This is a genomic window from Bacillus sp. FSL R9-9530 (assembly GCF_038008145.1).
Classification (GTDB): Bacteria; Bacillota; Bacilli; order Bacillales; family Bacillaceae_G; genus Bacillus_A; species Bacillus_A mycoides.
In genome coordinates this window covers 2,904,572-2,926,811 of sequence record NZ_JBBOYO010000001.1, presented here as the reverse complement: position 1 = coordinate 2,926,811, position 22,240 = coordinate 2,904,572, and the positions used below count along the sequence as shown (strand labels likewise).

The window sequence follows — 22,240 nt, the reverse complement described above, 5'->3', positions numbered from 1 at the left end:
ACCATGCCAGGATAGGAATATATATAATCAATAGAGTCATAGAAAAAGAAAAAGGAGTTTCCTTGTGAGAGTAGGGGATATCCTTTTTCTTTGCTACCGATAGTGGGACGTTATGTTAACTTCATATGAATAAAGTATACAAATCCCAAAATAGAAATATTTTTTATATTGTATAAAAAGCGATATAAAATATGAAATTAGTTTATTAAAGAAAAATTGTTTATATATATCATTCTTCATAAAAATGATTTAACGTATTTTTATTGATGTCATTTTTTCCCCTAATACATTTACTAATTATGATAAAAGTTTTTTAGGGGTGAAATATGTTAAATGAAAAAAAATGGAAAGATCTAATGCCGGATGATTTTTTGAGTGGTGCTGCATTAGATCCAAATTTAATTGGTCCTACATTACCACCAATTCCTTCTTTTACATTTCCAACAGGACCAACAGGATCAACAGGAGAAACGGGACCAACAGGAGAAACGGGGCCAACAGGATTAACAGGACCAATAGGAGCAACGGGACCAACAGGAGAAACAGGATTAACAGGATCAACAGGAGAAACGGGGCCAACAGGACCAACAGCAACAAGCTGTATTAGAACTGACTCCGATAACGGATGTTCTGTGGCAGAAGGAAATAGTACTGTTGCAAATGGATTTGCCTCCCATGCCGAAGGAAGTGGCACAACAGCAAGTGGAGATTTCTCCCATGCCGAAGGAAGTGGCACAATAGCAAGTGGAGATTTCTCCCATGCCGAAGGAGTTGGCACAACAGCAAGCGGAAGTGCCTCCCATGCCGAAGGAAGTGGCACAACAGCAAGCGGAAGTGCCTCCCATGCCGAAGGAAGTGGCACAATAGCAAGTGCAACTACCTCCCATGCCGAAGGATTTAGCACAACAGCAAATGGACTTTTTTCCCACGCTGAAGGTCTAAATACCATTGTAAATATAATTCATCCAGGTTCTCATATTATGGGACACGATGGAACTACACGATTCCCTTTTTCTTGGCATTTAGCAAATGGTGTTGGTATTGGACCATCATTAAATTCCGCTGTAATTGAAGGAGCAACAGGAAATCTTTACCTTAACGGTGTTGTATTATCTCCTGCTGCTGCGGATTATGCAGAAATGTTTGAAACCGTTGATGGAAACTCGATTGATGTTGGATACTTTGTAACTTTAGATGGAGATGGTGACAAAATACGAAAAGCGAATGCAAATGATGATTATATTCTAGGGGTAGTGAGTGCAACTCCAGCAATGATTGCAGATTCAAGTGATTTACGTTGGCATAATCTCTTCGTAAAAGATGAATGGGGAAGAACTCAATATCATGAAGTTATTGTACCAGAAAAAAAAGATGACGATGGAAAAGTGATTCACCCCTCCTTTACAAAACTCGAACCTATATTAAATCCTGAATGGGACTCCTCACAAGAGTATATCCCACGTTTGCAAAGACCTGAATGGGTACCTGTTGGTCTTGTTGGAAAACTTCTGGTTCGAGATGATGGAACATGTCAGCCAAAGAAATATTGTAAACCTAATAGTGAAGGTATCGCAACTGCGTCAAGTGAAGGATATCGAGTAATGAAGCGCACAGGACCAAATCAAATTATGATTTTAGTTCGCTAAAAGACAAACGACCATATAACATATTGAGTTCTAATGTAACCCAATCAACATTAGTGACATTAGAACAATGATAACTGGATTTGAATTGAGGCTTTTCACTTCCAATAATGATAATTATGTAAATGCGCTGTCCATATGGACAGCTTATTTTATTTTTTGTTTAGCACGGGGATTCTTTCATGAAGAAAAGACACCTTATAAGGTGTCTTCCTTCGATTTGAAACATTTCAAGTTTAATAATATACGGTCTCGCCACTGACCTATTAGGCTGGAATTTTATAGTGTTTCTGAACAAAATTTTGTGCTAATTTTGAATCCTTAAGTTGATGGGGATTCTTTTACCTTTTGTCATTTTTAAAGAAATCCTTCATCATTTTAGCGTCTTCAATGTTCAATGTCACACCTTCTACTTTATCTTTCTTCTCATCTTTAACAATCGTAATTTGTTCCTTATTATCAACCCACACAAGAAACTCTTCTTTTGAGTCATCTTTATATGTAACGGTTATAGTAGAATGCGCAGATTGTTTCTTTTTTTGATCTAGTTTGATTGTTTTAGGAGTGCCTTTTTGAACTGCTGAAACGATAGATTTTATCATTTCCTCGTTATCTGTTTGAGATTTGGAACTAGTATTACTTGTTGTTCTAAGCATCTCAATGTTGGTAATGTCTGCAGAGTTTAATTGAATGGTATTTTTCGTATTTTCTTGCTTAGTTGTTGGAGTATTATTTGTAGTAGAAGTGCTTGTACAACCTATTAAAGTGAAAGATAGAGCGGTTAGAGCGCATATAGATATGATTTTTTTCATAGTATCCCTCCTTACGTTTAATTATAACAATTTTCTGTTATTTTAGGTAGTTATTGTAAGGAGATCATTTTGTAAGTCGTAGGGAGACATGTTTACTAGTTTTAATGATGTTCGTATGAATAATATGAAGCGTATATATGAAAAATATGCGGTTCATTCTCTATCAAAATCAAAATTCACATAATTTTTTTCATATTTTATGTTTAACATTTCGAAAATGGGTGTATTACATATAATATAACAAATAATTCATTTTAGAGGAGGAAGTTAAAGATGGAAACGAAGTATAGTAAACCTTTTGTATATGAATTTATTACGGAGAAAGAGGTCATGAATGCGGCGAATGATCTAGTGAAGAAAGGAATCGACCAAAAAGATATTTACGTATTAACACATGAGAAAGAAAGGACAGATAGAATCGCAGACAATGCAGACGTGAATACAATTGGAATAAAAGAAGAGGGACTTGGGACAAGTATTATTAATGTCTTTCAAAAAACGGGAGATCAGTTAAGAAATAAGATGCAAGAGTTAGGACTTAATGAGGAAGAAGCTAACTTTTATGAAGAAAAACTGGATGAAGGGAAAATCTTATTATTCGTTAAGGATTTAGAAAGAGTCGGTGAATGGTTACAAGAAAGAAGATGCACGTATTCTATTTAAATTCATACTCTTTAAATCTACAAATCTATTACGAAAAGGAGATTGGAAATATGAGTGAGAGCGGGCTAAAAGAACAAATTACTGGTAAAGTTGAAAAGAAAAAGGGGCAAGTAAAAGAAGGAATTGGTGAAGTTACAGAAGATAGAGAGTTGAAAAATGAAGGGAAGTGGGAGAAGACGAAGGGAACTGTAAAAGAAAAAGTCGGAAAAGTGAAACAAAAGATAAGTGATGGATTGGATAACAAAGAGTAATACATGTTTATCAAGCTTTGGTTAAACGCCAAAGCTTGATAAATCCATTATAAAAATAATATAGGAGGTCTAATTGTGGGACTTATTATTACGTGTATTGTAGGTGGACTTATTGGTATGTTAGCTGGAATGATTACGGGAAAAGATTTTCCTTTAGGTATAGTTGGTAATGTTATTGCCGGATTAATCGGATCTTGGGTAGGTAGTGCGTTATTTGGTCACTGGGGCCCTGAATGGGGAGGCATCTTTATTCTTCCAGCTTTATTAGGTGCAATCGTCTTTATTTTAATCGTTACATTCTTTTCTAGAATGCTACGGAAAGCGTAAGTATGATAATGAATAGTAATCTTAAGTTTATTATATATAGCTATAAAGTTAAAAAACTAATAAATATACATAAAAAAGCATCCAATTAAAATGATTTGGATGCTTTTTTAATGTATTTTACATAGGAATCAGTGAGGATGGCCCCACTGATTGAGATTACATATTAAGCTATCGTTACTTTTTTACAATTATTTATTCTTACGACCTGCCTCGGTTCTATATGAGATAAGTCCTCGCTATTACCTATATCAACTACAATTGTATTCGTTAGTATGTTAATAATGGAACCAATTAATTTTGTAGCATGATCGTGTCGATAAGAAAATTGAACAAAATCTCCCTTTTTAAAGCTGTGCTCTTCCATAGATAGATCCCCCTAAAAATAATGTTTATACATTATACATACACAAATTTATAAGGTTTAAACATTTGGTAGTATTTTTTTTAGTGTTAAGCTGAGAAAGGTGTAGAAAATTTATTTATAATTAAAATGAAAAAATATGTTTAAAACTAATTTTTATGGGTAATTAAATAGTAGTAGTTTGAGATAAGGGGGCGGAAATGATGAATTTGGCAATAAATATTTTGCAAAATGATTTAGGTTATACAGTACAACTTAATGGTGAGATTGATGCGTATACGGCATCAGATTTAAAAAATAAGGTAATGCCTATTGCAAGTGAGAAAGAGGTTTATATAGTAGTAGATTTTAATAAGGTAGATTATATGGATAGTACAGGTTTAGGCGTTTTTATAGCGCTATTAAAAGCAATTAAGAAAAATGATGGGAAACTAGAGTTTATTGGTGTATCTAAAAGGTTAAAAAGATTATTCGATATTACAGGACTAACAGAAATATTAAATTTGAATTCAGATTTTGAAAAAGTAGAAAGAAGGTGACTAGGGATGATGGAGAAATTTGAAAAGATAGAAATGAAAATTCCTGCAAAAGCAGAATATGTGGCTATTATTCGTTTAACAATGGCTGGTGTTGCGAATCGAATGGGCTTTGCTTATGACGATATAGAAGATATGAAAATTGCTATTAGTGAAGCATGTACAAATATTGTACAACATGCATATAAAGAAGACGTTGGAGAAATTACAATTGTCTTTGGTCTATATGAAAATCGATTAGAAATTATGGTTGCGGATAATGGGGTTAGCTTTGATTTTAGCACCTTAAAAAGTAAAGTTGGTCCGTATGATATTAATAAACCAGTAGAACATTTGCCGGAAAATGGTTTAGGTTTATATTTAATAAATACGTTAATGGATGATATACAAATTATGCATGATGAGGGCATGACAGTTTTAATGACAAAATATATACAAAGAGAGCAGGTGGAGAATGATGGAAATTCAATCTCAACCTACAAATCTTACTAAAGAAGACGTTATTAAACTAATTGCAGAATTCCAACAAAACCAATGTGATGAAGCGCAGGAAAGGTTGGTTAATCACTATAAAAATCTCGTATATTCCATTGCATATCGTTATTCAAAAGGTGGGCCGATGCATGAAGATATTGTACAAGTAGGGATGTTAGGGCTCTTAGGCGCAATAAGAAGATATGATTATTCGATAGGGAATGCTTTTGAGCCGTTTGCAATACCTACGATAGTAGGGGAAATAAAGAAGTATTTACGTGATAAAACTTGGGGCGTTCATGTTCCAAGGCGAATTAAAGATTTAGGCGGGAAAATTAAACTTGCGATAGAGGAGCTAACAGATCACCTACAACGTTCACCGAAGATTATAGAGATTGCGAATCATTTAGGACTATCCGAAGAGGAAGTTCTAGAAATTATGGATGCTAAAAATAATTATCAAGTATCTTCCTTAGATGATGTAGTTGAAAATTCATCTGATGGAAGTTCGGTAGCGAGAATTGAATCTGTAGGTGAAGTAGAGCAAGGATATGAACAGACAGAAAGACGTCTCGTTTTAGATGATATTTTTAACGTATTAAATGATACGGAAAAGAGTGTTATTCATTATATATTTGGAGAAAATTTAAATCAAAAGGATACAGGAGAACGGTTAGGTATTTCACAAATGCACGTTTCTCGTATTAAAAGACAAGCGATAAGTAAATTGAAGCAAGCGGCGTTTTTAGATACATAAAAAATTTAAAATAATTATGTTTAAAACATGAGAAAAGGGGTAGTTATTAAGTATAGGAGGAGATATTAAAATGTCACACGATGTGAAAGAACTAATCGAAGGATTGAATGAAGATTTAGCAGGAGAATACTCGGCAATTATTATGTATAACCATAATGCAGCTACGGTTTCTGGTATATATAGACAAGTGTTAAAACCTTTCTTTGAATCTGAAATTAGTGATGAACAAGGACATGCCCTATATTTAGCGGAGAAAATTAAGACGCTAGGTGGTACACCTACTACGATCCCTTTACCAGTGAAACAAGTAGAAGATGTTAGAGAAATGTTAGAATACGCTAGACAATCAGAATATGAAACAATTAAGCGTTATGAAACGAGAAAAGAACAGGCAGCGAAATTAAATATGACAGAGTTAGTTGTAAAGTTAGAAGATATGATCGCAGATGAAACAAATCATATGGAAGAATTAGATCGCCTTTTAAATGACAAAGCAATGGTGTTAAATTAAAAGTGGAAATTTACCCCACTTTAATGGGCAGTAAGACCCCCACCTCAAAATGCAGCGAAAGCAAAGAATTTAGGTGGGGGATCAACTGCCCATAAAAGTCCGATTGGTTCAACTAATAATCAGTGGGGGATGAAGAAAACCCCCACTGATTAAAGTTTCACTTTATAGAGTGAAAGAACAAACTCTCATTTCTAGAGGGTTTGTTCTTTTGCTGTATAAATACGTATGAGTAGGAAATTTTTATTTTATAACTGAGTATGCAATACTAGAAAAATAGAGAATGATAATAGATTTACATTTTAAATAAGAAAAGGGGAAATAACTTGTGTCCATTTTAATTGTCGATGATAATCCGGTTAACATCTTTGTAATTGAAAAAATTTTAAAACAAGCCGGATATCAGGATCTTGTATCGCTTAATTCTGCACAAGAGCTTTTCGAATACACCCATTTTGGAAAAGATTCTTCCAGGCATAATGAAATTGATTTAATACTATTAGATATCATGATGCCTGAGATTGATGGACTTGAAGTTTGTAGGCGATTACAAAACGAGGAGAAGTTTAAAGATATTCCTATTATTTTTGTAACAGCTTTAGAAGATGCGAATAAACTAGCTGAAGCGCTTGATATAGGCGCAATGGATTATATTACGAAACCTATAAATAAAGTTGAATTGTTAGCTCGTATGCGTGTGGCATTACGCTTGAAATCGGAATTGAATTGGCATAAAGAACAAGAGGAAAATCTTCGTAATGAATTAGATTTAGCTACACAAGTACAAAGAAACTTATTAAGTAGCCCATTAAGAGAAGATCATATAAAAATTGAAGCAAGTTACTTACCTTCATTCAAACTAGCTGGAGATATGTATTATTGGTATAAAATCGATGAAAACCGCTACGGTATTATATTATTAGATGTGATGGGACATGGTGTATCTGCTTCATTAGTTTGTATGTTTATTTCGTCTGTATTACGTGAATCGATTAAATGTTTAATCGATCCGGAACTTGTCATTAAAGACTTAAATAAATATATGACTCTTTTACATAATGAGAATGACAATATTCCATATTATTTTACAGCGATATACTTAGTAGTTGATACAGAAAAGAGAACAATTGAATATGTAAATGCAGGACATCCTTCTGGATACGTTTTAGTTGATGAAGAGAATGTAGTGGAACTAAATCGCGGGAGTTGTGCGGTAGGATTTTTTGATGAAATAAAAGTCGAGAAGACAGTCATACCTTTTGAGAAGAACGCTCAAATTGTATTATTTACAGATGGTGTTCTTGAATCAATTGCAAATGATGAATTTGAGTCTGAAGAGAAGTTGCGTACTTTTACAGGAAGAAAATGGGGAGATTTAGAAGGAGAGATAGAAGGATTTTATAAGGAAGAACAGAAGAAAATACAATCAGATGATATGTGTCTAATTATGATACAAACGAATGCGAAATAAAAAGCGTATGAAATCCAAACATAGGATTTCATACGCTTTTTATTGTATTTTTTGATAGATTTGTTCGTTAGGATTAAATTGGATATAATGCGGCATTATATCAGAAAAACGAAGAGTTTCTTTATTTCCTAAACATAGGAATCCATTGTGGCCTAAACTTTCATAAAATAGTTGCTGTACTTGGTTTTGAAGTTTACTCGTAAAGTAAATTAAAACGTTACGGCCAAGTATAATATGAAATTCGTTAAAAGACTGATCAGTTACTAAATTATGTTGCGCAAAAATAATGTTTTGTAACAGGGATGGATTAAAATAAGCAAAACGACTATCTGTTGAATAATAGTTAGAAAATGCTTGTGTACCGCCAGCTTGTAAATAGTTTTTCGTATAAGTTTGCATTTTATTTAACGGAAGGATGCCTTGTTTTGCTTTTTCTAACACATTTGTATTCATATCTGTTGCGTAAATAACAGCTTTTTCACTTAATCCTTCTTCGTGAAGTAAGATGGACATTGATAACACTTCTTCACCAGTTGCGCATCCAGCATGCCAAATTCTAATTTCAGGATACTTTCTTAATTCAGGAATAACATGCTCTCTTAACGCTTTAAAAAAAGTAGGGTTACGGAACATTTCAGTTACATTAATGGAGAAATCATTTAATAACTGTTCTAAAAACCCTTCCTCATGAATTACTTTTTCAATTAATTTTGAAATGGTTGGGATATTAGAGAGCTGCATTCGATTACAAATTCTTCTATAAATAGATGTGCGAGCATATTGGCGAAAATCAAATCCTGACAGTTTAAATACCGCTTCCAATAGTAATTCAATTTCTAAGTTCGTACGCTTATCCATATCTACGGATGGATCAAAATTATAATACTTATTTTCCACTTAAACTAAACCTCACTTATTTTATTAACCATACACTCATTACCGAATAGAGTTGATGTAAATTTAATGGTTTACTTATATAATCTGAAGCGCCAGCAGATAAACATTTTTCTTTATCATTTGGCATTGCTTTAGCAGTTAATGCGATAATAGGTATTTCATGTAACCCTAAATTCATTCGGATATGTTCCATCGTTTCATAACCGTCCATATTCGGCATCATAATATCCATTAAAATAAGGTCAATATTTGTATTGCTTTTTAGTATTTCTAAACACTCTATGCCGTTTTGTGCAGTAATAATGTTGGCATGTTGTTTTTCTAATGCGTTTTGTAATGCAAATATATTTCGATGATCATCATCGACAATTAAAATAGTTTTCTCTTGGAAGACGTTATTTGTTTCTGGCGTCACGATAGTTTCCTCAATAACTTCAGCGGGAATAACATCTTCTATCGTTGCTGCGACTTCTAAATTGGATAACTGTATATCAGTTAACCCATTTGGAAGGTTAGGGATATATACTGTGAAAGTACTGCCTTCTCCTACATTACTCTCTAACGTAATCCAACCACCTAATAATCTAGCAAACTCTTTACAAATAGATAATCCTAAGCCTGTACCACCATATTTCCGAATCGTTGCTCCATCTGCCTGTTGAAAAGCTTCGAAAATAAGTTGATGCTGTTCTGTAGCGATACCAATACCAGTATCTTTTACTGAAATTGTAATCCAATCATTACTTATAGACTGCATTTCATTACTCAAATTGGTTGTTTCTATCGGATCGAAATGTAAAGAGACGGATCCTTTTTCCGTGAATTTAAATGCATTGGATAATAAATTTTTAATAATTTGCTCAATCCGCTTTGCATCTGTATAAAATAAATCAGGAATAATATCACTGTCTTCAATAGTAAATTCGACATTTTTTTGTGCAGCTATATGTAAAAAGTTTTGATGCATATTTGCTGCCATGTCACTTATGTTCGTTGCTTCAAAAATAACATCTAGTTTCCCAGCTTCTACTTTAGATAAATCTAGTATGTCATTAATTAAAGTAAGTAAATCTTTCCCTGATGAATGAATGACGGTTGCTAATTCAATTTCATCATCGGATAAATGATTATCATGATTTTCTCTTAACATTTCAGATAATAGTAAAATACTATTTAACGGTGTTCGTAATTCATGGGACATATTTGCTAGGAATTCTGATTTGTATTTTGAACTACGTAATATTTCGCTTGCTTTTTCTTCTAATTCTGATTTAGTAATTTCTAAATCAGTTGTCTTTTGTTCAGCCTCTTCAGTTCTAGACTCTAGTTGTTCATTCGTTGTTCGTAATTCTTCGGCTTGCATTTGTAGTTCTTCAGCTTGCGTTTGCAATTCTTCTGATTGAACTTGTAACTCCTCCGTCATTGCTTGTGATTCATGTAAAAGCGTTTGAATTCGCATACGTCCCATAATACTATGGATTGTTAGACCTAGGTTATCAACAGTTTGTTGAATTAAATCTTGATGTAAGTCTGAAATCTCAGTTACACTTACTAACTCCATTACTGCAATCACTTCATCTTCAAATAAGATAGGGATGACTAGTAGGTTTTGAGGGCGTATTTCTAATAAGCCACTAGTGACATAACGAAATTCTTCTGGTATTTCTCGAAGAATAAAGCTTTGTTTTTCTAAAGCACATTGCCCAATTAAACCTTCACCCATTTTAATGGATTGTTTTCCAATATCAGCACCTTGATCGGCGAAAGAAGCTTTCTTCACATAGTAGACAGTTTCTTCAATTTCTTCACGTACATAGAATGCACCGCAAGAGGTTTGCGTTTTTTGTATAACTCCACTAAGAATTTTTTTACCTAACATCTCAATAGAAGGTACACCTTGATACATTAAAATTAATTCTGCAAGCTCGGTTTGTAACCACTCTCTTTTAGATATTTCGTCTAGTAGGTGGTTCGTTGTATGAGCAAGATCTTTTATTTCATCCCGCGTGTTTACATGAATTCTTTCAGTAATTTTTTCTTTAGAAGAAATGGATTTAATAGCTTGAATTACGTTTTTAATCGTTTTTGTAATGGAATTCGAAATATAGAGTGAAATGATAATAGAAATACAAGAAAGTAAGAACAATAAACTGTATAACCAAATTTCTAATTTATTATTTTCAGTATCTAATTGTGCAGCTCTTTTTTTCGTTAGTTGCTCCTCTACACCACGGAAGTTAGTTATCTGCGATTGTAATGACTGAATTTGAGTCGTGTCGATTGCTTGTATGTTATTACTATTGTGATTTGTAATTAATGGGTGAATCTCTTTATTAATCCAACTATTGATGTTTTCATTAATCTGTTTTAATTTTTCTTGCTGAGAGGGGTTATCCTCTAATAGAGCAAAAAGATCTTGATAATGTTTTTCGTAATCCTTTTCCGCAGTGTTCAGGGATTGCACGTAATTTGCATTATTAGAAGTAATAAATCCTTTCGCTTTATTTTCAATTGTTAGCAATTCTTTCTCCACTTGATTCGTTAAATTAAGAACTTTAAAATCGTGATCAATAATAAAATTACGAGATTTTTGTAAATTGGAAATCTCATTGTTTAACATAATGAAAGAAATAAGTAAGAACAAAATCATAATTAAATAACCAGCCATAATTTTGTAGCGAATACTAAATTTTGCTTTCGATTTCATTAAAAATTCCTACCTTCAAGATTATTAAAAGTTTTCTATTGTAAAGAATGAAAAACGTAATATATATTATATCAGTTTTCATAAGGCCAAACTAGAAATCCCCCTATTGTATTAGGGGGTCTCGTTTTGAATAGAGGAAATCATTTTGAAATATAAAAACATATATGAAAAGTAACAATCGAGGGAATTGGGGGATAATAAAACTTTTAAGAAGGAAAGAGTGTGCTTAAAGCTTTTTTTGCATCTATTCCTTCAAAGATAAATAATACAAGCTCTCTCTTTTTTACAGTAAGGAAAAAGGATATTAATGTGCTTAAGCTTTTAATAGAAGTAAGTGTTCCGTGTTTACTTATAAATAGATTAGTTTGAAATGTTGTCATTAAAGCATAAAAATGATGAATCTGCGTTATTGTAGGTGTTTCATTATAAAGAATAGTAGTAGATTGGATTGCATTCATCGAAATATTCCTTTCCATATAGTAAGCATAACAATATAAACATACCCGTTTTAAAAAATGTTAAACATATAAATAAGAAAAAATATAATTATAGTTTTTTAGGTTTAGAAAGGGTTACGAAGGGTATACATATACTACAAAGAGATTGACTGAAGATGAATTATAAGATTTCTAGTCTATAAAAATATACTTTTACTTTAAATAAAAAGGAGTCTGGTATACATGAATGAAATGATGATTGATATTACATTTGATTTAATTTACTTGTTAAGTAGTTCGCTTGTAATCCTTTTATTATTCGCTTTTTTCGTAAATGGTTATGTTAATAAGAAGATTAGTGTATACAGAAATGAAGAAAGATAAAGATACATTATATAAAACTTTAGGAGGTTAATAGTTATGAATGCAGATAGAAAAATAGTAGGTATTTTTAGAACAATTGATGATGCGGCATTCGTTATTAATGAATTAAAAGATAAAGGATACTCGGCGGGTAACATTTCAGCTATTGCGAAGGATCAAAAGGAAATTGAACATCTGGAAGAAAAATCGGGTGAAAAAGTGAATAGTGAAACGGCACATAAAGCGGATATCTTTTCAGCGACAGGGCTTGTGGCAGGAGGAGTAGCAGGCGGACTCGGTGGTTTATTAACAGGTCTTGGTATACTTGCCGTTTCTGGAATGGGTCCAATCGTAGCAGCGGGACCTATCGCAGCAGCTATTGGAGGAGCCGGTATTGGCGGAGGAGCTGGAAGTTTAATAGGAGCATTTATCGGATTAGGAATTCCCGAAGAACATGCTAAAAAATATGAAGAATACATTTACGATGGAAATATATTAATTTTAGTAGATGCAAAATTAGATGATAAGTTAGAAATCTATAAAATATTTGATAAGCATAATGCCTATAACTCTGATTTCTTTAAATAATATTTACTTCACATATCAATTATGCAAAATGTAAACATAGTGAATATCGTTTTTTTGATCTTACAACTTTGGCGCGGCCGAGGAGTCGTATGACTATAAGAGAGGAAGGGCTTATAGTAAAAGATCAAGTTCTATTATGATATTAAAAAGGGAAGAGGTGTCTTTTCGTGATTGTAAAAATATTAAAGGATAGTAGTAATAGTTTTCTTTGTACGGTTCAAAATAAAAATGGGGAGAAGTATGTGAAGAAATGGTTTCGTAAACAGGAAAACAAGGAAGAGTTAGGGCGACCAACTTTTAAAGAAGTAGAAAAGGATTGGAAAGAAAATAGAGAATCGTTTATATATCCGAATGTTAAAGCGCTTTATTAAAAATAATAGGCGTTTCATTCTTACAAAATTGTCACATTCATGTAAGGTAATTCAATAGATTAGATACTTTTTCCATGTCATAATAAAGACATAAGAAAGCTAATCAAAAAACTATAAGTTATTAGGAGAGTGTCAGTCATGATTGTAACAACAACGTCTGGAATTCAAGGTAAAGAAATTATTGAGTATATTGATATTGTAAATGGTGAAGCTATTATGGGTGCAAATATTGTTCGTGATTTATTTGCGTCAGTTCGTGATGTTGTCGGTGGCCGTGCTGGTTCTTATGAAAGCAAGCTAAAAGAAGCTCGTGATATTGCAATGGATGAAATGAAAGAACTTGCAAAACAAAAAGGTGCGAACGCTATCGTTGGTATTGACGTAGATTATGAAGTTGTTCGTGATGGAATGTTAATGGTTGCTGTAAGTGGTACAGCTGTACGTATATAAGTAAGTGAAAATACAGGCTCACCCCTTGAAGCTTATGCTTTGAGGGGATTTTTTTGTTTCGTGATTAAAGTTAAAATGAAGAAGAGTGGACGGATTTTTATAAGTGGAAAAAATAAGATGAGGGCGGATGTACTAACTCGCTAAAATGATAAGTTGAAAAGTTATATTGTATATATGTTTAAAATGAGCAAAACGTTATTGTAAAAAATGCTAGGATTGCTCCTAGCATTTCGTGAGGGGGTATTGCACGGGAATTTAGATAATAAGCAGACGTACCCGCTTATTTCAAATGTAGTATATATTGTTTTCAAGGAGAAAAGTAAGAAATACAACAATCTTTATATATGTTTAACGAGAGTGTTAACTTTATGATAAATAATAAAATTGTTATTTGAGGTAAGGGGAGAAATAATGGTATGAATAACTTTAGAGAGTGTATAGTTTATAGAAATAAACGATTGAGCATGTAAGGCGTTGTATTACATAAAATTTATAAAGCATTGGAGGCAGTCACATTATGTTTTGGTTAGGATGTTTTTTAGGATATATTGTAGGTTCAGTTATTACATGTGCTCTACTTTACTATGGGTATAGATCCAATGAAAATAAAAAAGTAGATATACAAAAGAGGGAGGAGAGGAAAATCAATAAAAAAGGTGTATAGGATGTGGAAGGTAAGGTGATAACGTTGATGCAAAAATAAAGGACAGTACATATTTTATATGACGACTATGTACTGTCCCGCTTATTCTTTTTGGATTAGGAAAAGTTGTTTCCTGTCTTGCAATAAGTTTCATAGGCAAAAAAACCAAATAAATAGCCTATTCCAGATCCTAAACTAATGGAAAGCAGTGAGAAATCCGGAAAAAACATACCGGAAATCAAACCGATCATACAGCCAACAAGCATTCCCATAGGTATTAAACTATCTAATAACAGTTGAGCTTTTTGAGGTTTTTTCTTACCTAATTTTCCGTTCTTATATTTATGTTCCAATCTTTTAATTACAAATACTACAATTCCACCAACTATTACAACAGGCGCGATTGCCGAAATGAACCACATGTTAGAAGCTCCTTTCGTTTTTAATTAAATTATACCATATATTAACATTTTGAATTTAAGCGGAGACAAGATCTTCTGCATTTCTTTTCCTTTTCTTCATGACTAAAGTTAATAGGAATAAAATTAAGCTTAAAAGTGCCATTATAATAAAAACTTGCGTATAACTATTAAAATAGTCACGAGCGATTCCCGCTAGGACAGGAATGAATCCGCCCATAATGTATCCTCCGGACTGCATCATAGCAGTCCATGCACTCGCATCTTCTGAAGTTTTTGTTTCATATAGCGGTAGCATAAGAGCGAGTGGAAATACGCCGCCGAGCCCGATACCTAGTAAAATAGAAGGGATCCATGGTGTAGTTAGTGGATAAATCATAAGCGATAAACCTGCGAGTACGAAGCATATACTCCCTAATAACCAAAGTGCGCGGTTTTTATAAATATCCGCTAATGTTGGAATTAAAAAGCTGCATATCATTTGAATCACTGTAAAAACAGTTATAAGAGTACCCGCTTGTTCGCTACTCACACCCATACTTTGATTTGCCGGCGCAAGCCAAGTCGTAATGGAATAAAAGATTCCTGATTGTAGTCCGAAAAAGATTGTGAACAACCATGCTTTTTTATTTCTTAAAGGTAAACTATTATTCTTTTTATTTTGTGTACTCGTATTCTTTTTTCGTTTCATAACCGGATACCAAAACATAATAGCGATAATAGTAAGTACACCCCAAAAAGCGAGTGCCATATTCCAATCGTCTTTTAATACATGTTGTAAAGGAATCGTTAACCCTGCACTTAAAGAAGCGCCAGTTCCCATGCCTACTGAATATATTCCAATCATTAAGCCGATTTTCGTAGGGAATTTTTCTTTAATAAAACCTGATAGTAACGGACCTGCAAGTGCAATTCCAATGCCGATAAATAAAGAGCTCGCGAATAATGTGGAAATGGAAGAGGTAAAAGCCCTCATACATGTAGCAAAGCCAATTAAAATAAGACAAGCCATAATTGATTTTTCTGCCCCGTATTTCCTAATTACCTTCCCAGTCAGTAAGGCGAATGTCCCCATACAAAAAACAGGAATAGCTGTTAAAAAACTAACGGAAAAATTGCTTATATTTAAGTCTTGTCGGATTGTTTCTAATAAAGGTGAAATAGATGTAATTCCGATACGTAAATTAATGGAAACAAAAAATAGTGCTAGTATATACAAATAAGTTCGTCCTTGATGTTTCAATTTCATTTTCTCCTCTCATAAACATCAGACGTTATTGAGTATATCATCTGATGTTTAAGTGTAATATATAAGGAGCTTATTTCAGCTCCAAATTTTGAACGGCGTATGTTCGTGCCTCTTCGGCATTTTGTTTTAAAATAGCTTGGAATAATTTTTCATGAATTTCAGAGTTATCTTCATAGTTCACTGTATTTAATATTAATTGGCTTAAAATGTGGCGAAGGGCAGGTACGAAAGATTGATACAAATCAAGTAGAACTTCGTTTTTGCTCGCCTTTGCAATTGCTAGATGAAACTGAATGTCTGCATCTATGTATGCTACATAATTTCCTTCTTGAAGGGCATTTTTTCGTTTATTCAAATGTCCTTTTAAGTATAAAAGATCCTCTTCACTTCGGCGCTGTGCCGCTAACATAGCTACTTCTTTATCTAACATATTTCTTGCTTCATACACATGATTAATATTAGCTGCTTGCAATCGTTTTTCAAATGAATCTTGCGCTGTATTTAGTGAGACAATACGAGTACCTTGTCCTTGTCGAACTTCTAAGATGCCGGCATGTACTAATATCTTTATGCTTTCTCGCAGCGTCGAACGCCCTACACCTAACTCTTCCATTAATTGCGGCTCTGTAGGGAGGCGATCACCAACTTCATACTCGCCAGAAAAGATTTTTTCTTGTAGACGTTCCAACACTTCATCGACTAATTTCCGCCGAGAAACTTTTGAAAAAGATTTCTTTTCGTTTATATTCATCTGCTCATCTCCTGTTATGTTCGCTTTTATGATAACCAATTTAAGTTCTGTTGACAATGTTATTTTTTAGGTAGTTGAAGCCGGGATACTAAAATAGGGTTTATAAGACATAAAAAAATCTATTTTGAAAAAATCAATCAAAATAGATCTTTCAATAGCATTTACTAACTCGTCAAAAACACTTTCCCTTTCGTTTTCTCAGCAGATTGCACGACATCAACCGCTGTTTTCACATCCGCTAAGTCATATGTAGAATGTACCGTCATAAAACGTAATTGCTTGTTTTCCACTAAGCGAATTAAGTGACGAAACGTTTCTTGCCATTTATATGGTGATACTTCTTTATTCCAATGTCGTAAATGAAATATGTTCGCGTGCACTTTTGCTTTCGTGACAATCTCTGCCCAGTTAACTTGTATTCCTGATAGAAGGCCGATCGTTAAAAAGCGCCCGTTTGGACGTAAGGAGAAAGCTAATTCATTTCCATCCGGTCCTCCGATAGAATCAATCGCTGCATCTGCACCGATCCCGTTTGTTAATTCCATAACTGTTTCATAAAGCGGGGCAGTGGAAGTATCTATTACATATTCAGCACCGAGTCGAAGTAATTCTTCTGTATGTTTACTATTTCTCGTAACTGCAATTAATCGGAAGTTTAAAATTTGTGATAACTGAGCAAAAAGATGACCAATAGCGGATCCACAAGCATTTACTAATAAAATATCATTCTGTTTTAAGTTTAACGTTTCTGTACATGTAACCCATGCCGTAAGGGGATTAATATACATTTGTGCCGCTGTAAAATCATCAATGGAATCAGGAATAGGGACTACAAAATCAGCTGATGTCTTCACATATTCTTGCCAAGTACCTTCCCCGCGTAACGGTAAAACACGTTTACCGATAAGGTCTCTAGTAACGCCCGCGCCTACATCTTCTACAATGCCAACACCTTCATAACCAGGGATGTTAGGTAAAGGGATTCTATGTGCATATGCTCCGGTTACTGGAATTAAGTCAGATGGATTAATCGGCCTAACTAACATACGAACGAAAACTTCATTATCTATTAATGGTTCTATATTTTTATATTCAATTTGTAATACATCTTTTGGGTTACCAAACTCATGAAATTGAATGTGTTTTCCGTGCAAGATAGTTGTTCCCCCTTAGTTTGATTGGGTTAATTATAGCATTTTTGGTTTAAATGATTATTTCATTAGCACTAAATAAAAGGGAACAGAAAGTCGTCGTTTATACTTTGAGGAGATTTTGATTGTGCAAACTTTTAAAATATACATTAATTATGTAGCATTGTATGGATTGCTGAATAATAATCTTACATAAACATCAATGCATTTCGATATACAATATTTTATATTTGTATTTGGTAATGAGGATGAAGAGGAATCAGTGACTTATCCCGCTATTTGTGGGAGTCGGGCTGTATGTAAAAGCCTTCACTTTATCAAAATGTAAGTTGCATCTTGTATAATGTAATAGTGGAGGTCAGATATGAAAAAAATAAGTTTAAATATAGATTTGGATACAAATGTATTGGAAGTGGTATTTATTCCAAGAAGGTTTATTATTTTATGGATTACACTCGTATATATAGCTTCAGTACTTTTAGAATTTCGTAATAATATTTTCTCTATGGATAGTTTTTTCTTTACAATAGTCATTGTTATTCATACTATTTTTCATTGGTATGCGAGTTCATTAAAAAATAGGCAATTGTTGTACTTCTTTTTTGTACAACTTTTCATTGTGTTTTTGGCTGCGTTTATTGCAACAAATGCTTCGATAGCGATTTTTGTTGGATTAACTCCTATTTTAATCGCCCAAAGTTTATATGTTTATAACAATATATTTAAAGTAATGGCAGTTTTTACTCTTATGTATGCAATATTTTGTGCTGCAATTAGTATCAATTATGGTGTGAATAAATTAGCTATTCTTATCTCTATGTTTCTTTTAGTGTTAGCAATTATTATTCCTTTTTCTTACATTAATAAGCAGCAATTTGATGCGCGTAATCGTATACAGAGCTATATTCAAGAGTTAGAGTCTGCATATATGAGAGTGGAAGAATTGACATTAGCTAATGAAAGGCAGCGTATGGCAAGAGATTTACATGATACGTTAGCGCAAGGTTTAGCAAGCTTAATTATGCAATTGGAAGCAATAGATGCCCATATGCAAAAGGGGAATACAGGACGCTCTCAAGAGATTATGAAACAAACTATGATAAGAGCGAGACAAACTCTACATGATGCAAGGTTGGTTATTGATGATTTGCGTCATACTACTAATTCATTTAATGGAGCAGTAAAAGAAGAGGTTCAACGTTTTTCTGAAGCTACGTCTATACATGTGAGATTTACTATCCAAAGTCCACCGTATATTTCAAGCGTAGTAAAAGAGCACTGCTTATATGTAATTAGTGAATGTTTAACGAATATCGCAAAACATTCACAGGCAACAGATGTTCATTTAAAAGTTGAATATATCGATAACATTGAAAAACTTACTATAGAAGTTGAAGATAATGGAATTGGGTTTGACACTGGATATATCGGTAAGAATCCTGGACATTATGGTTTAATTGGCTTAAATGAGCGTGTTCGATTGATTAAGGGAGAAATAAATATATTGAGTGAAAAGATGAAAGGTACGAAAGTGTATATTCAAGTGCCTATAAATAAAGAAGGAGATAGCCATGAAGCATAACGTATTAATTGTAGATGATCATTTCGTTGTAAGAGAAGGTCTGAAATTAATAATAGAAACGAGTGATTCATTTCAAATTATAGGTGAGGCCGCAAATGGAGAAGAAGCCCTTTCTTTCATAGAGAAAAAGGAACCCGATGTCATTTTAATGGATTTAAATATGCCTAAAATGAGTGGTTTAGAAACAATTGAGGCTTTGAATAAAAAACAAAACCATACGCCGATTATTATATTAACTACTTATAACGAAGATGAATTAATGTTAAAGGGAATTGAGTTAGGGGCAAAAGGATATTTGCTAAAAGATACGGATCGTGAGAATTTGTTTCGAACATTGGAAGCGGCTATTCGAGGTGAGATTTTACTACAACCAAATATTATGGAAAAGATAGTGAAGTATAAAAGGAAAGAAGTACATGCTGATAAGGTTGCAGAAAATAACTTAACGGTTAAAGAATTGTTTGTGCTGAAAGCTATTGCGCGCGGATATAAGAATAAAGAAATTGCATTTGATATGGGAATAGCTGAGCGAACGGTAAAAGCATATTTAACAAATATATACAATAAATTAGGTGTTAATTCACGGTCAGAAGCAGTAGCTGTATCTATTGAAAGGAAGCTAATTCATTTTTAAAACATTATATATGCCCAATCGTACACTATAGGCTTGCCCTTTTGTACGATTTTTTTATTTCTTTCTCATGCTATGCTTCAGAGAGTATGAAAGATTTAAGAACAATCTAATTGCATTACAATTATAGACGTTTCTAATGTAGGAAAGGAAGAAGAATAATTAAATGGAAACTTTGCTTTTAATTCCTGTATTAATTTTCTTTATTTGGCTGCAAAGCAAACAAAGAAAATTAAACTGGATAGATATTATAACTTTTCTCATGATGATAGGGATTATTACTTATACGGCGCCGCAACAAATGACTAGGGATTTACAAGCAGAGTTACTGGCAGTTACGCTTATTTCTTTCGCTATTGGTGTTTGGCAAGGTGGGGGAATTACAGTCTGTTATGAGGATGAAATTTTATATATTACAAATGGAAAACAGTATTCCATTTCATGGATTCTCTTAATAATTGGCAACGTAATTATTATTAATATATTTGAAGGTGGATTTACATTTAATGGATCGTGGTTTCTTTTGTGTGGTGTTGTCATTACATCTGGGGTGAAAAACAGTATTCTATGTGTTCTGTACAAATTAACAGTGCGAAATTGAATGGAAAACCAAAGCTATTTTCTTTTACCCCAACATAAAACGTATTGCTGTAAGTTCATTAAAAGACCGTAGTTGATAAAAAATGAGATGGAAGTATTGGAAGAATGGGGGAGTTAACGTAGATGTTTCTACCTATTACTACATTTGATAGGTTTAGTTGGCTGGGGAATGTTGCTTTCTCTTCAGAAAAGACTAGTAGGAATCGAGCGCTATCGAGGGCTGAAGAAAGAGATGTTAATTTGTGTAATAAGAACTGTATAGGTTCAGTTAATAATATGCATCAAAAAATAACGATAGATTCTGTGGAATATGGTGATAATTGTGTATTGGGCCGTGCAGAACCTCATTCAACAATTGTCATAACGAGTGGCGATATGTATGTTGGAAGCGGACCGGTTAATAAGTATGGAGAATTTAAAATATATACAAATGATTATCTGGAAGAGTATTCGGTAATAGAGATTCAGTTGATAATGGGCGGTTTCTATCAAGGAAGTATAACGGTAAAGTTAAGGTATGATGATTTCCTTTTTATTTAGTAAATAAAAAGGAAGCAACCGTAGTCGCTTCCTACATCTATTAAGCCGAAGCTTTTTTCATTCTCTCAAGTAAACTAGATAAAATATGTGTACGATAAGATTCTAGTTTTTTACCTTCGTAAGTACGAATCCCTAATTTTTTAAGTTCTTTTACATACCAACCTTTGCTTCCGAAATACATGTGATCGCTCCCCTTCAACTTTGTTTATTTGTCCTGATTGTACTTGGAGGTACGGGTAATATAATGAAGGAAATGAATTTCGCGCGAAAATGGTTAACTTTGTTGCAAAAGACATATATACTAAGGGTAGTATATAACGAGGTGGGCAAGACGTGATTATAGAGAAGCACGAAATTCAAATTGACCAAATTACGAGCGGTAAAGTGAATATCTTTACTTTCTATAGAAATAGAAAGCAAGTTGATGATCATTTTTTACGATTGCAAGAACCATCGCTTACAGCAAACTACTTCTTCCATTTTCATTTTGATGCAGAGAGCTTGCATCTTCTGCAGGAAGAATTTCCAGGCGTATATCCGTACGACCGTAGTGACACGATTCACGACTGGACGGAAAAGATGAAAGTGGAATTGCAACATCAGATCCAAACAGGAAAATGGAATAAGCGCGTACGTATCGGTAATCGTATTCTAGATGTGGCGTTTACGTGGTGTGACGAAGATATAGTAGAGTGAAAAAGAAGCGGATGACGCTTCTTTTTTTAGCGCTGGAATAAAACGAGCTTACCTGCAGAAGATGTGCAGCGATGTGTTTTTTCATGCAATCCTTTTTCTTGTAAAATAGATTCACCTTTTGCTTTCGCTTCTTTTTCAGTTGCTGCCTCGAATGATTCGTCTAATGCTTTTGAGCCATCTTTTTCAAAGACTGTTAGAACGTATACTCCCATGAAAATTCCCTCCAATAATTAAAATCAGAATCTTATAACTATTTTATCATAAATCACTAGAATATGCAAAGAAATATATGACATTGCGTGGTAAAATAAAAGGAAAGTTTTATGAGCACTAGATTTACTATTCGTAGTAAAGTACGGAAA

At 33.4% G+C, this 22,240-nt stretch carries 29 protein-coding genes; 18 read left to right on the top strand and 11 right to left on the bottom strand.

From position 1 onward, the window contains the following. The first annotated feature begins 326 nt into the window (after positions 1-326). Entirely contained in the window at positions 327-1,646 is a 1,320-nt protein-coding gene (locus tag MKX66_RS14730) for a peptidase G2 autoproteolytic cleavage domain-containing protein (RefSeq protein ID WP_341086506.1), read from the top strand. Between the two features lie 338 nt (positions 1,647-1,984). Here the strand turns inward: MKX66_RS14730 and MKX66_RS14725 are convergent, their stop codons facing one another. Next, a complete protein-coding gene (locus MKX66_RS14725) occupies positions 1,985-2,455 on the bottom strand; it encodes a hypothetical protein (RefSeq protein WP_215590852.1) in 471 nt (156 codons plus the stop codon). Positions 2,456-2,728: 273 nt separating this feature from the next. On the opposite strand from MKX66_RS14725, the gene MKX66_RS14720 reads away from it, so the two are divergent. The 3 genes from MKX66_RS14720 to MKX66_RS14710 all read left to right on the top strand — a co-directional run bounded on the left by MKX66_RS14720 (position 2,729) and on the right by MKX66_RS14710 (position 3,696). After that, positions 2,729-3,118, top strand: a complete 390-nt coding sequence (locus tag MKX66_RS14720) for a general stress protein (RefSeq protein WP_000448809.1) — start codon at positions 2,729-2,731, stop codon at positions 3,116-3,118. A 50-nt stretch (positions 3,119-3,168) separates the two neighbouring features. Next, positions 3,169-3,369, top strand: coding sequence for a CsbD family protein (locus tag MKX66_RS14715; protein WP_000004264.1), 201 nt, complete (start codon positions 3,169-3,171; stop codon positions 3,367-3,369). 75 nt (positions 3,370-3,444) lie between these two features. Continuing rightward, the gene (locus tag MKX66_RS14710; RefSeq protein ID WP_000522906.1) at positions 3,445-3,696 is read left to right on the top strand and encodes a GlsB/YeaQ/YmgE family stress response membrane protein; all 252 of its coding nucleotides are present in this window, start codon (positions 3,445-3,447) and stop codon (positions 3,694-3,696) included. A 163-nt stretch (positions 3,697-3,859) separates the two neighbouring features. Here MKX66_RS14710 and MKX66_RS14705 read toward each other — a convergent pair whose 3' ends face one another. Continuing rightward, positions 3,860-4,060 carry a methyltransferase gene (locus MKX66_RS14705; protein ID WP_002140674.1) on the bottom strand — a complete coding sequence of 67 codons (201 nt, stop codon included), beginning with the start codon at positions 4,058-4,060 and terminating at the stop codon, positions 3,860-3,862. 197 nt (positions 4,061-4,257) lie between these two features. Here MKX66_RS14705 and rsbV point away from each other — a divergent pair, with 197 nt between their 5' ends. The 5 genes from rsbV (at position 4,258) to MKX66_RS14680 (ending at position 7,803) form a co-directional block, all read left to right on the top strand. Continuing rightward, on the top strand, positions 4,258-4,596 hold the full coding sequence (gene rsbV, locus MKX66_RS14700; protein ID WP_002011067.1) for an anti sigma b factor antagonist RsbV: 339 nt from the start codon (positions 4,258-4,260) through the stop codon (positions 4,594-4,596). Positions 4,597-4,602: 6 nt separating this feature from the next. Further along, complete coding sequence (rsbW, locus tag MKX66_RS14695; RefSeq protein ID WP_341086504.1) at positions 4,603-5,085, top strand: anti-sigma B factor RsbW; 483 nt, start codon at positions 4,603-4,605, stop codon at positions 5,083-5,085. Continuing rightward, the gene (gene sigB, locus MKX66_RS14690; protein ID WP_215590853.1) at positions 5,048-5,824 is read left to right on the top strand and encodes an RNA polymerase sigma factor SigB; all 777 of its coding nucleotides are present in this window, start codon (positions 5,048-5,050) and stop codon (positions 5,822-5,824) included. Before rsbW ends, sigB begins: the two co-directional genes overlap by 38 nt. 70 nt (positions 5,825-5,894) lie before the next feature. Next, complete coding sequence (locus tag MKX66_RS14685) at positions 5,895-6,335, top strand: ferritin-like domain-containing protein (protein WP_000017756.1); 441 nt, start codon at positions 5,895-5,897, stop codon at positions 6,333-6,335. A 325-nt stretch (positions 6,336-6,660) separates the two neighbouring features. Next, positions 6,661-7,803 (top strand): fused response regulator/phosphatase, encoded by a 1,143-nt coding sequence (locus tag MKX66_RS14680; protein WP_137076248.1) that lies wholly within the window; start codon positions 6,661-6,663, stop codon positions 7,801-7,803. Positions 7,804-7,842: 39 nt separating this feature from the next. Here MKX66_RS14680 and MKX66_RS14675 read toward each other — a convergent pair whose 3' ends face one another. The 3 genes from MKX66_RS14675 to MKX66_RS14665 form a co-directional block, all read right to left on the bottom strand. Then, on the bottom strand, positions 7,843-8,700 hold the full coding sequence (locus MKX66_RS14675; RefSeq protein WP_341086500.1) for a CheR family methyltransferase: 858 nt from the start codon (positions 8,698-8,700) through the stop codon (positions 7,843-7,845). Positions 8,701-8,716: 16 nt separating this feature from the next. Continuing rightward, positions 8,717-11,407: a response regulator gene (locus MKX66_RS14670; RefSeq protein ID WP_341086499.1), complete on the bottom strand. Its 2,691-nt coding sequence runs from the start codon at positions 11,405-11,407 to the stop codon at positions 8,717-8,719. A gap of 206 nt (positions 11,408-11,613) precedes the next feature. Then, positions 11,614-11,865 (bottom strand): hypothetical protein, encoded by a 252-nt coding sequence (locus MKX66_RS14665; RefSeq protein WP_002011075.1) that lies wholly within the window; start codon positions 11,863-11,865, stop codon positions 11,614-11,616. Positions 11,866-12,087: 222 nt separating this feature from the next. Here MKX66_RS14665 and MKX66_RS14660 point away from each other — a divergent pair, with 222 nt between their 5' ends. From MKX66_RS14660 to MKX66_RS14645, 4 genes are all read left to right on the top strand, one after another. Beyond that, entirely contained in the window at positions 12,088-12,228 is a 141-nt protein-coding gene (locus tag MKX66_RS14660) for a hypothetical protein (protein WP_001004564.1), read from the top strand. A gap of 36 nt (positions 12,229-12,264) precedes the next feature. Then, entirely contained in the window at positions 12,265-12,795 is a 531-nt protein-coding gene (locus MKX66_RS14655; protein ID WP_215590855.1) for a general stress protein, read from the top strand. Positions 12,796-12,962: 167 nt separating this feature from the next. After that, the gene (locus MKX66_RS14650) at positions 12,963-13,166 is read left to right on the top strand and encodes a DUF4028 family protein (protein ID WP_215590856.1); all 204 of its coding nucleotides are present in this window, start codon (positions 12,963-12,965) and stop codon (positions 13,164-13,166) included. Between the two features lie 138 nt (positions 13,167-13,304). After that, on the top strand, positions 13,305-13,616 hold the full coding sequence (locus MKX66_RS14645) for a YbjQ family protein (RefSeq protein WP_000637510.1): 312 nt from the start codon (positions 13,305-13,307) through the stop codon (positions 13,614-13,616). A 759-nt stretch (positions 13,617-14,375) separates the two neighbouring features. Here the strand turns inward: MKX66_RS14645 and MKX66_RS14640 are convergent. From MKX66_RS14640 to MKX66_RS14625, 4 genes are all read right to left on the bottom strand, one after another. Next, entirely contained in the window at positions 14,376-14,681 is a 306-nt protein-coding gene (locus MKX66_RS14640; protein WP_341086497.1) for a hypothetical protein, read from the bottom strand. 55 nt (positions 14,682-14,736) lie between these two features. Then, positions 14,737-15,927, bottom strand: coding sequence for an MFS transporter (locus MKX66_RS14635; protein ID WP_215590858.1), 1,191 nt, complete (start codon positions 15,925-15,927; stop codon positions 14,737-14,739). Positions 15,928-15,997: 70 nt separating this feature from the next. Beyond that, positions 15,998-16,678 carry a FadR/GntR family transcriptional regulator gene (locus MKX66_RS14630; protein ID WP_215590859.1) on the bottom strand — a complete coding sequence of 227 codons (681 nt, stop codon included), beginning with the start codon at positions 16,676-16,678 and terminating at the stop codon, positions 15,998-16,000. Positions 16,679-16,842: 164 nt separating this feature from the next. After that, entirely contained in the window at positions 16,843-17,832 is a 990-nt protein-coding gene (locus MKX66_RS14625) for a zinc-dependent alcohol dehydrogenase family protein (RefSeq protein ID WP_341086496.1), read from the bottom strand. A gap of 361 nt (positions 17,833-18,193) precedes the next feature. Here MKX66_RS14625 and MKX66_RS14620 point away from each other — a divergent pair, with 361 nt between their 5' ends. From MKX66_RS14620 to MKX66_RS14605, 4 genes are all read left to right on the top strand, one after another. Continuing rightward, positions 18,194-19,411, top strand: a complete 1,218-nt coding sequence (locus MKX66_RS14620; RefSeq protein WP_341086495.1) for a sensor histidine kinase — start codon at positions 18,194-18,196, stop codon at positions 19,409-19,411. After that, the gene (locus MKX66_RS14615) at positions 19,401-20,045 is read left to right on the top strand and encodes a response regulator (RefSeq protein WP_002134771.1); all 645 of its coding nucleotides are present in this window, start codon (positions 19,401-19,403) and stop codon (positions 20,043-20,045) included. The genes MKX66_RS14620 and MKX66_RS14615 overlap by 11 nt, the downstream gene beginning before the upstream one ends. Before the next feature lie 163 nt (positions 20,046-20,208). After that, positions 20,209-20,643 (top strand): hypothetical protein, encoded by a 435-nt coding sequence (locus MKX66_RS14610; protein ID WP_341086493.1) that lies wholly within the window; start codon positions 20,209-20,211, stop codon positions 20,641-20,643. Between the two features lie 122 nt (positions 20,644-20,765). Then, positions 20,766-21,182, top strand: a complete 417-nt coding sequence (locus MKX66_RS14605; protein WP_002140696.1) for a hypothetical protein — start codon at positions 20,766-20,768, stop codon at positions 21,180-21,182. Positions 21,183-21,222: 40 nt separating this feature from the next. On the opposite strand, the gene MKX66_RS14600 is transcribed toward MKX66_RS14605, so the two are convergent. Further along, a complete protein-coding gene (locus MKX66_RS14600; RefSeq protein ID WP_000273535.1) occupies positions 21,223-21,363 on the bottom strand; it encodes a YflJ family protein in 141 nt (46 codons plus the stop codon). 152 nt (positions 21,364-21,515) lie between these two features. On the opposite strand from MKX66_RS14600, the gene MKX66_RS14595 reads away from it, so the two are divergent. After that, positions 21,516-21,878, top strand: a complete 363-nt coding sequence (locus tag MKX66_RS14595) for a hypothetical protein (RefSeq protein WP_341086492.1) — start codon at positions 21,516-21,518, stop codon at positions 21,876-21,878. A 26-nt stretch (positions 21,879-21,904) separates the two neighbouring features. Here MKX66_RS14595 and MKX66_RS14590 read toward each other — a convergent pair whose 3' ends face one another. Beyond that, the gene (locus MKX66_RS14590; RefSeq protein ID WP_000539550.1) at positions 21,905-22,090 is read right to left on the bottom strand and encodes a YhzD family protein; all 186 of its coding nucleotides are present in this window, start codon (positions 22,088-22,090) and stop codon (positions 21,905-21,907) included. Between the last annotated feature and the right edge of the window lie 150 nt (positions 22,091-22,240).

Bases quoted from the DNA above. Each gene is read 5' to 3' on its own strand.
- MKX66_RS14665 (WP_002011075.1), bottom strand. From the start codon at position 11,865: ATGAATGCAATCCAATCTACTACTATTCTTTATAATGAAACACCTACA.
- MKX66_RS14610 (WP_341086493.1), top strand. From the start codon at position 20,209: ATGGAAACTTTGCTTTTAATTCCTGTATTAATTTTCTTTATTTGGCTG.
- sigB (WP_215590853.1), top strand. From the start codon at position 5,048: ATGATGGAAATTCAATCTCAACCTACAAATCTTACTAAAGAAGACGTT.
- MKX66_RS14685 (WP_000017756.1), top strand. From the start codon at position 5,895: ATGTCACACGATGTGAAAGAACTAATCGAAGGATTGAATGAAGATTTA.
- MKX66_RS14715 (WP_000004264.1), top strand. From the start codon at position 3,169: ATGAGTGAGAGCGGGCTAAAAGAACAAATTACTGGTAAAGTTGAAAAG.
- rsbW (WP_341086504.1), top strand. From the start codon at position 4,603: ATGATGGAGAAATTTGAAAAGATAGAAATGAAAATTCCTGCAAAAGCA.
- MKX66_RS14730 (WP_341086506.1), top strand. From the start codon at position 327: ATGTTAAATGAAAAAAAATGGAAAGATCTAATGCCGGATGATTTTTTG.
- MKX66_RS14630 (WP_215590859.1), bottom strand. From the start codon at position 16,678: ATGAATATAAACGAAAAGAAATCTTTTTCAAAAGTTTCTCGGCGGAAA.
- MKX66_RS14725 (WP_215590852.1), bottom strand. From the start codon at position 2,455: ATGAAAAAAATCATATCTATATGCGCTCTAACCGCTCTATCTTTCACT.
- MKX66_RS14600 (WP_000273535.1), bottom strand. From the start codon at position 21,363: ATGTATTTCGGAAGCAAAGGTTGGTATGTAAAAGAACTTAAAAAATTA.
- MKX66_RS14660 (WP_001004564.1), top strand. From the start codon at position 12,088: ATGAATGAAATGATGATTGATATTACATTTGATTTAATTTACTTGTTA.
- MKX66_RS14590 (WP_000539550.1), bottom strand. From the start codon at position 22,090: ATGGGAGTATACGTTCTAACAGTCTTTGAAAAAGATGGCTCAAAAGCA.
- MKX66_RS14655 (WP_215590855.1), top strand. From the start codon at position 12,265: ATGAATGCAGATAGAAAAATAGTAGGTATTTTTAGAACAATTGATGAT.
- MKX66_RS14635 (WP_215590858.1), bottom strand. From the start codon at position 15,927: ATGAAATTGAAACATCAAGGACGAACTTATTTGTATATACTAGCACTA.
- MKX66_RS14705 (WP_002140674.1), bottom strand. From the start codon at position 4,060: ATGGAAGAGCACAGCTTTAAAAAGGGAGATTTTGTTCAATTTTCTTAT.
- MKX66_RS14605 (WP_002140696.1), top strand. From the start codon at position 20,766: ATGTTTCTACCTATTACTACATTTGATAGGTTTAGTTGGCTGGGGAAT.
- MKX66_RS14670 (WP_341086499.1), bottom strand. From the start codon at position 11,407: ATGAAATCGAAAGCAAAATTTAGTATTCGCTACAAAATTATGGCTGGT.
- MKX66_RS14720 (WP_000448809.1), top strand. From the start codon at position 2,729: ATGGAAACGAAGTATAGTAAACCTTTTGTATATGAATTTATTACGGAG.
- rsbV (WP_002011067.1), top strand. From the start codon at position 4,258: ATGATGAATTTGGCAATAAATATTTTGCAAAATGATTTAGGTTATACA.
- MKX66_RS14640 (WP_341086497.1), bottom strand. From the start codon at position 14,681: ATGTGGTTCATTTCGGCAATCGCGCCTGTTGTAATAGTTGGTGGAATT.
- MKX66_RS14645 (WP_000637510.1), top strand. From the start codon at position 13,305: ATGATTGTAACAACAACGTCTGGAATTCAAGGTAAAGAAATTATTGAG.
- MKX66_RS14615 (WP_002134771.1), top strand. From the start codon at position 19,401: ATGAAGCATAACGTATTAATTGTAGATGATCATTTCGTTGTAAGAGAA.
- MKX66_RS14620 (WP_341086495.1), top strand. From the start codon at position 18,194: ATGAAAAAAATAAGTTTAAATATAGATTTGGATACAAATGTATTGGAA.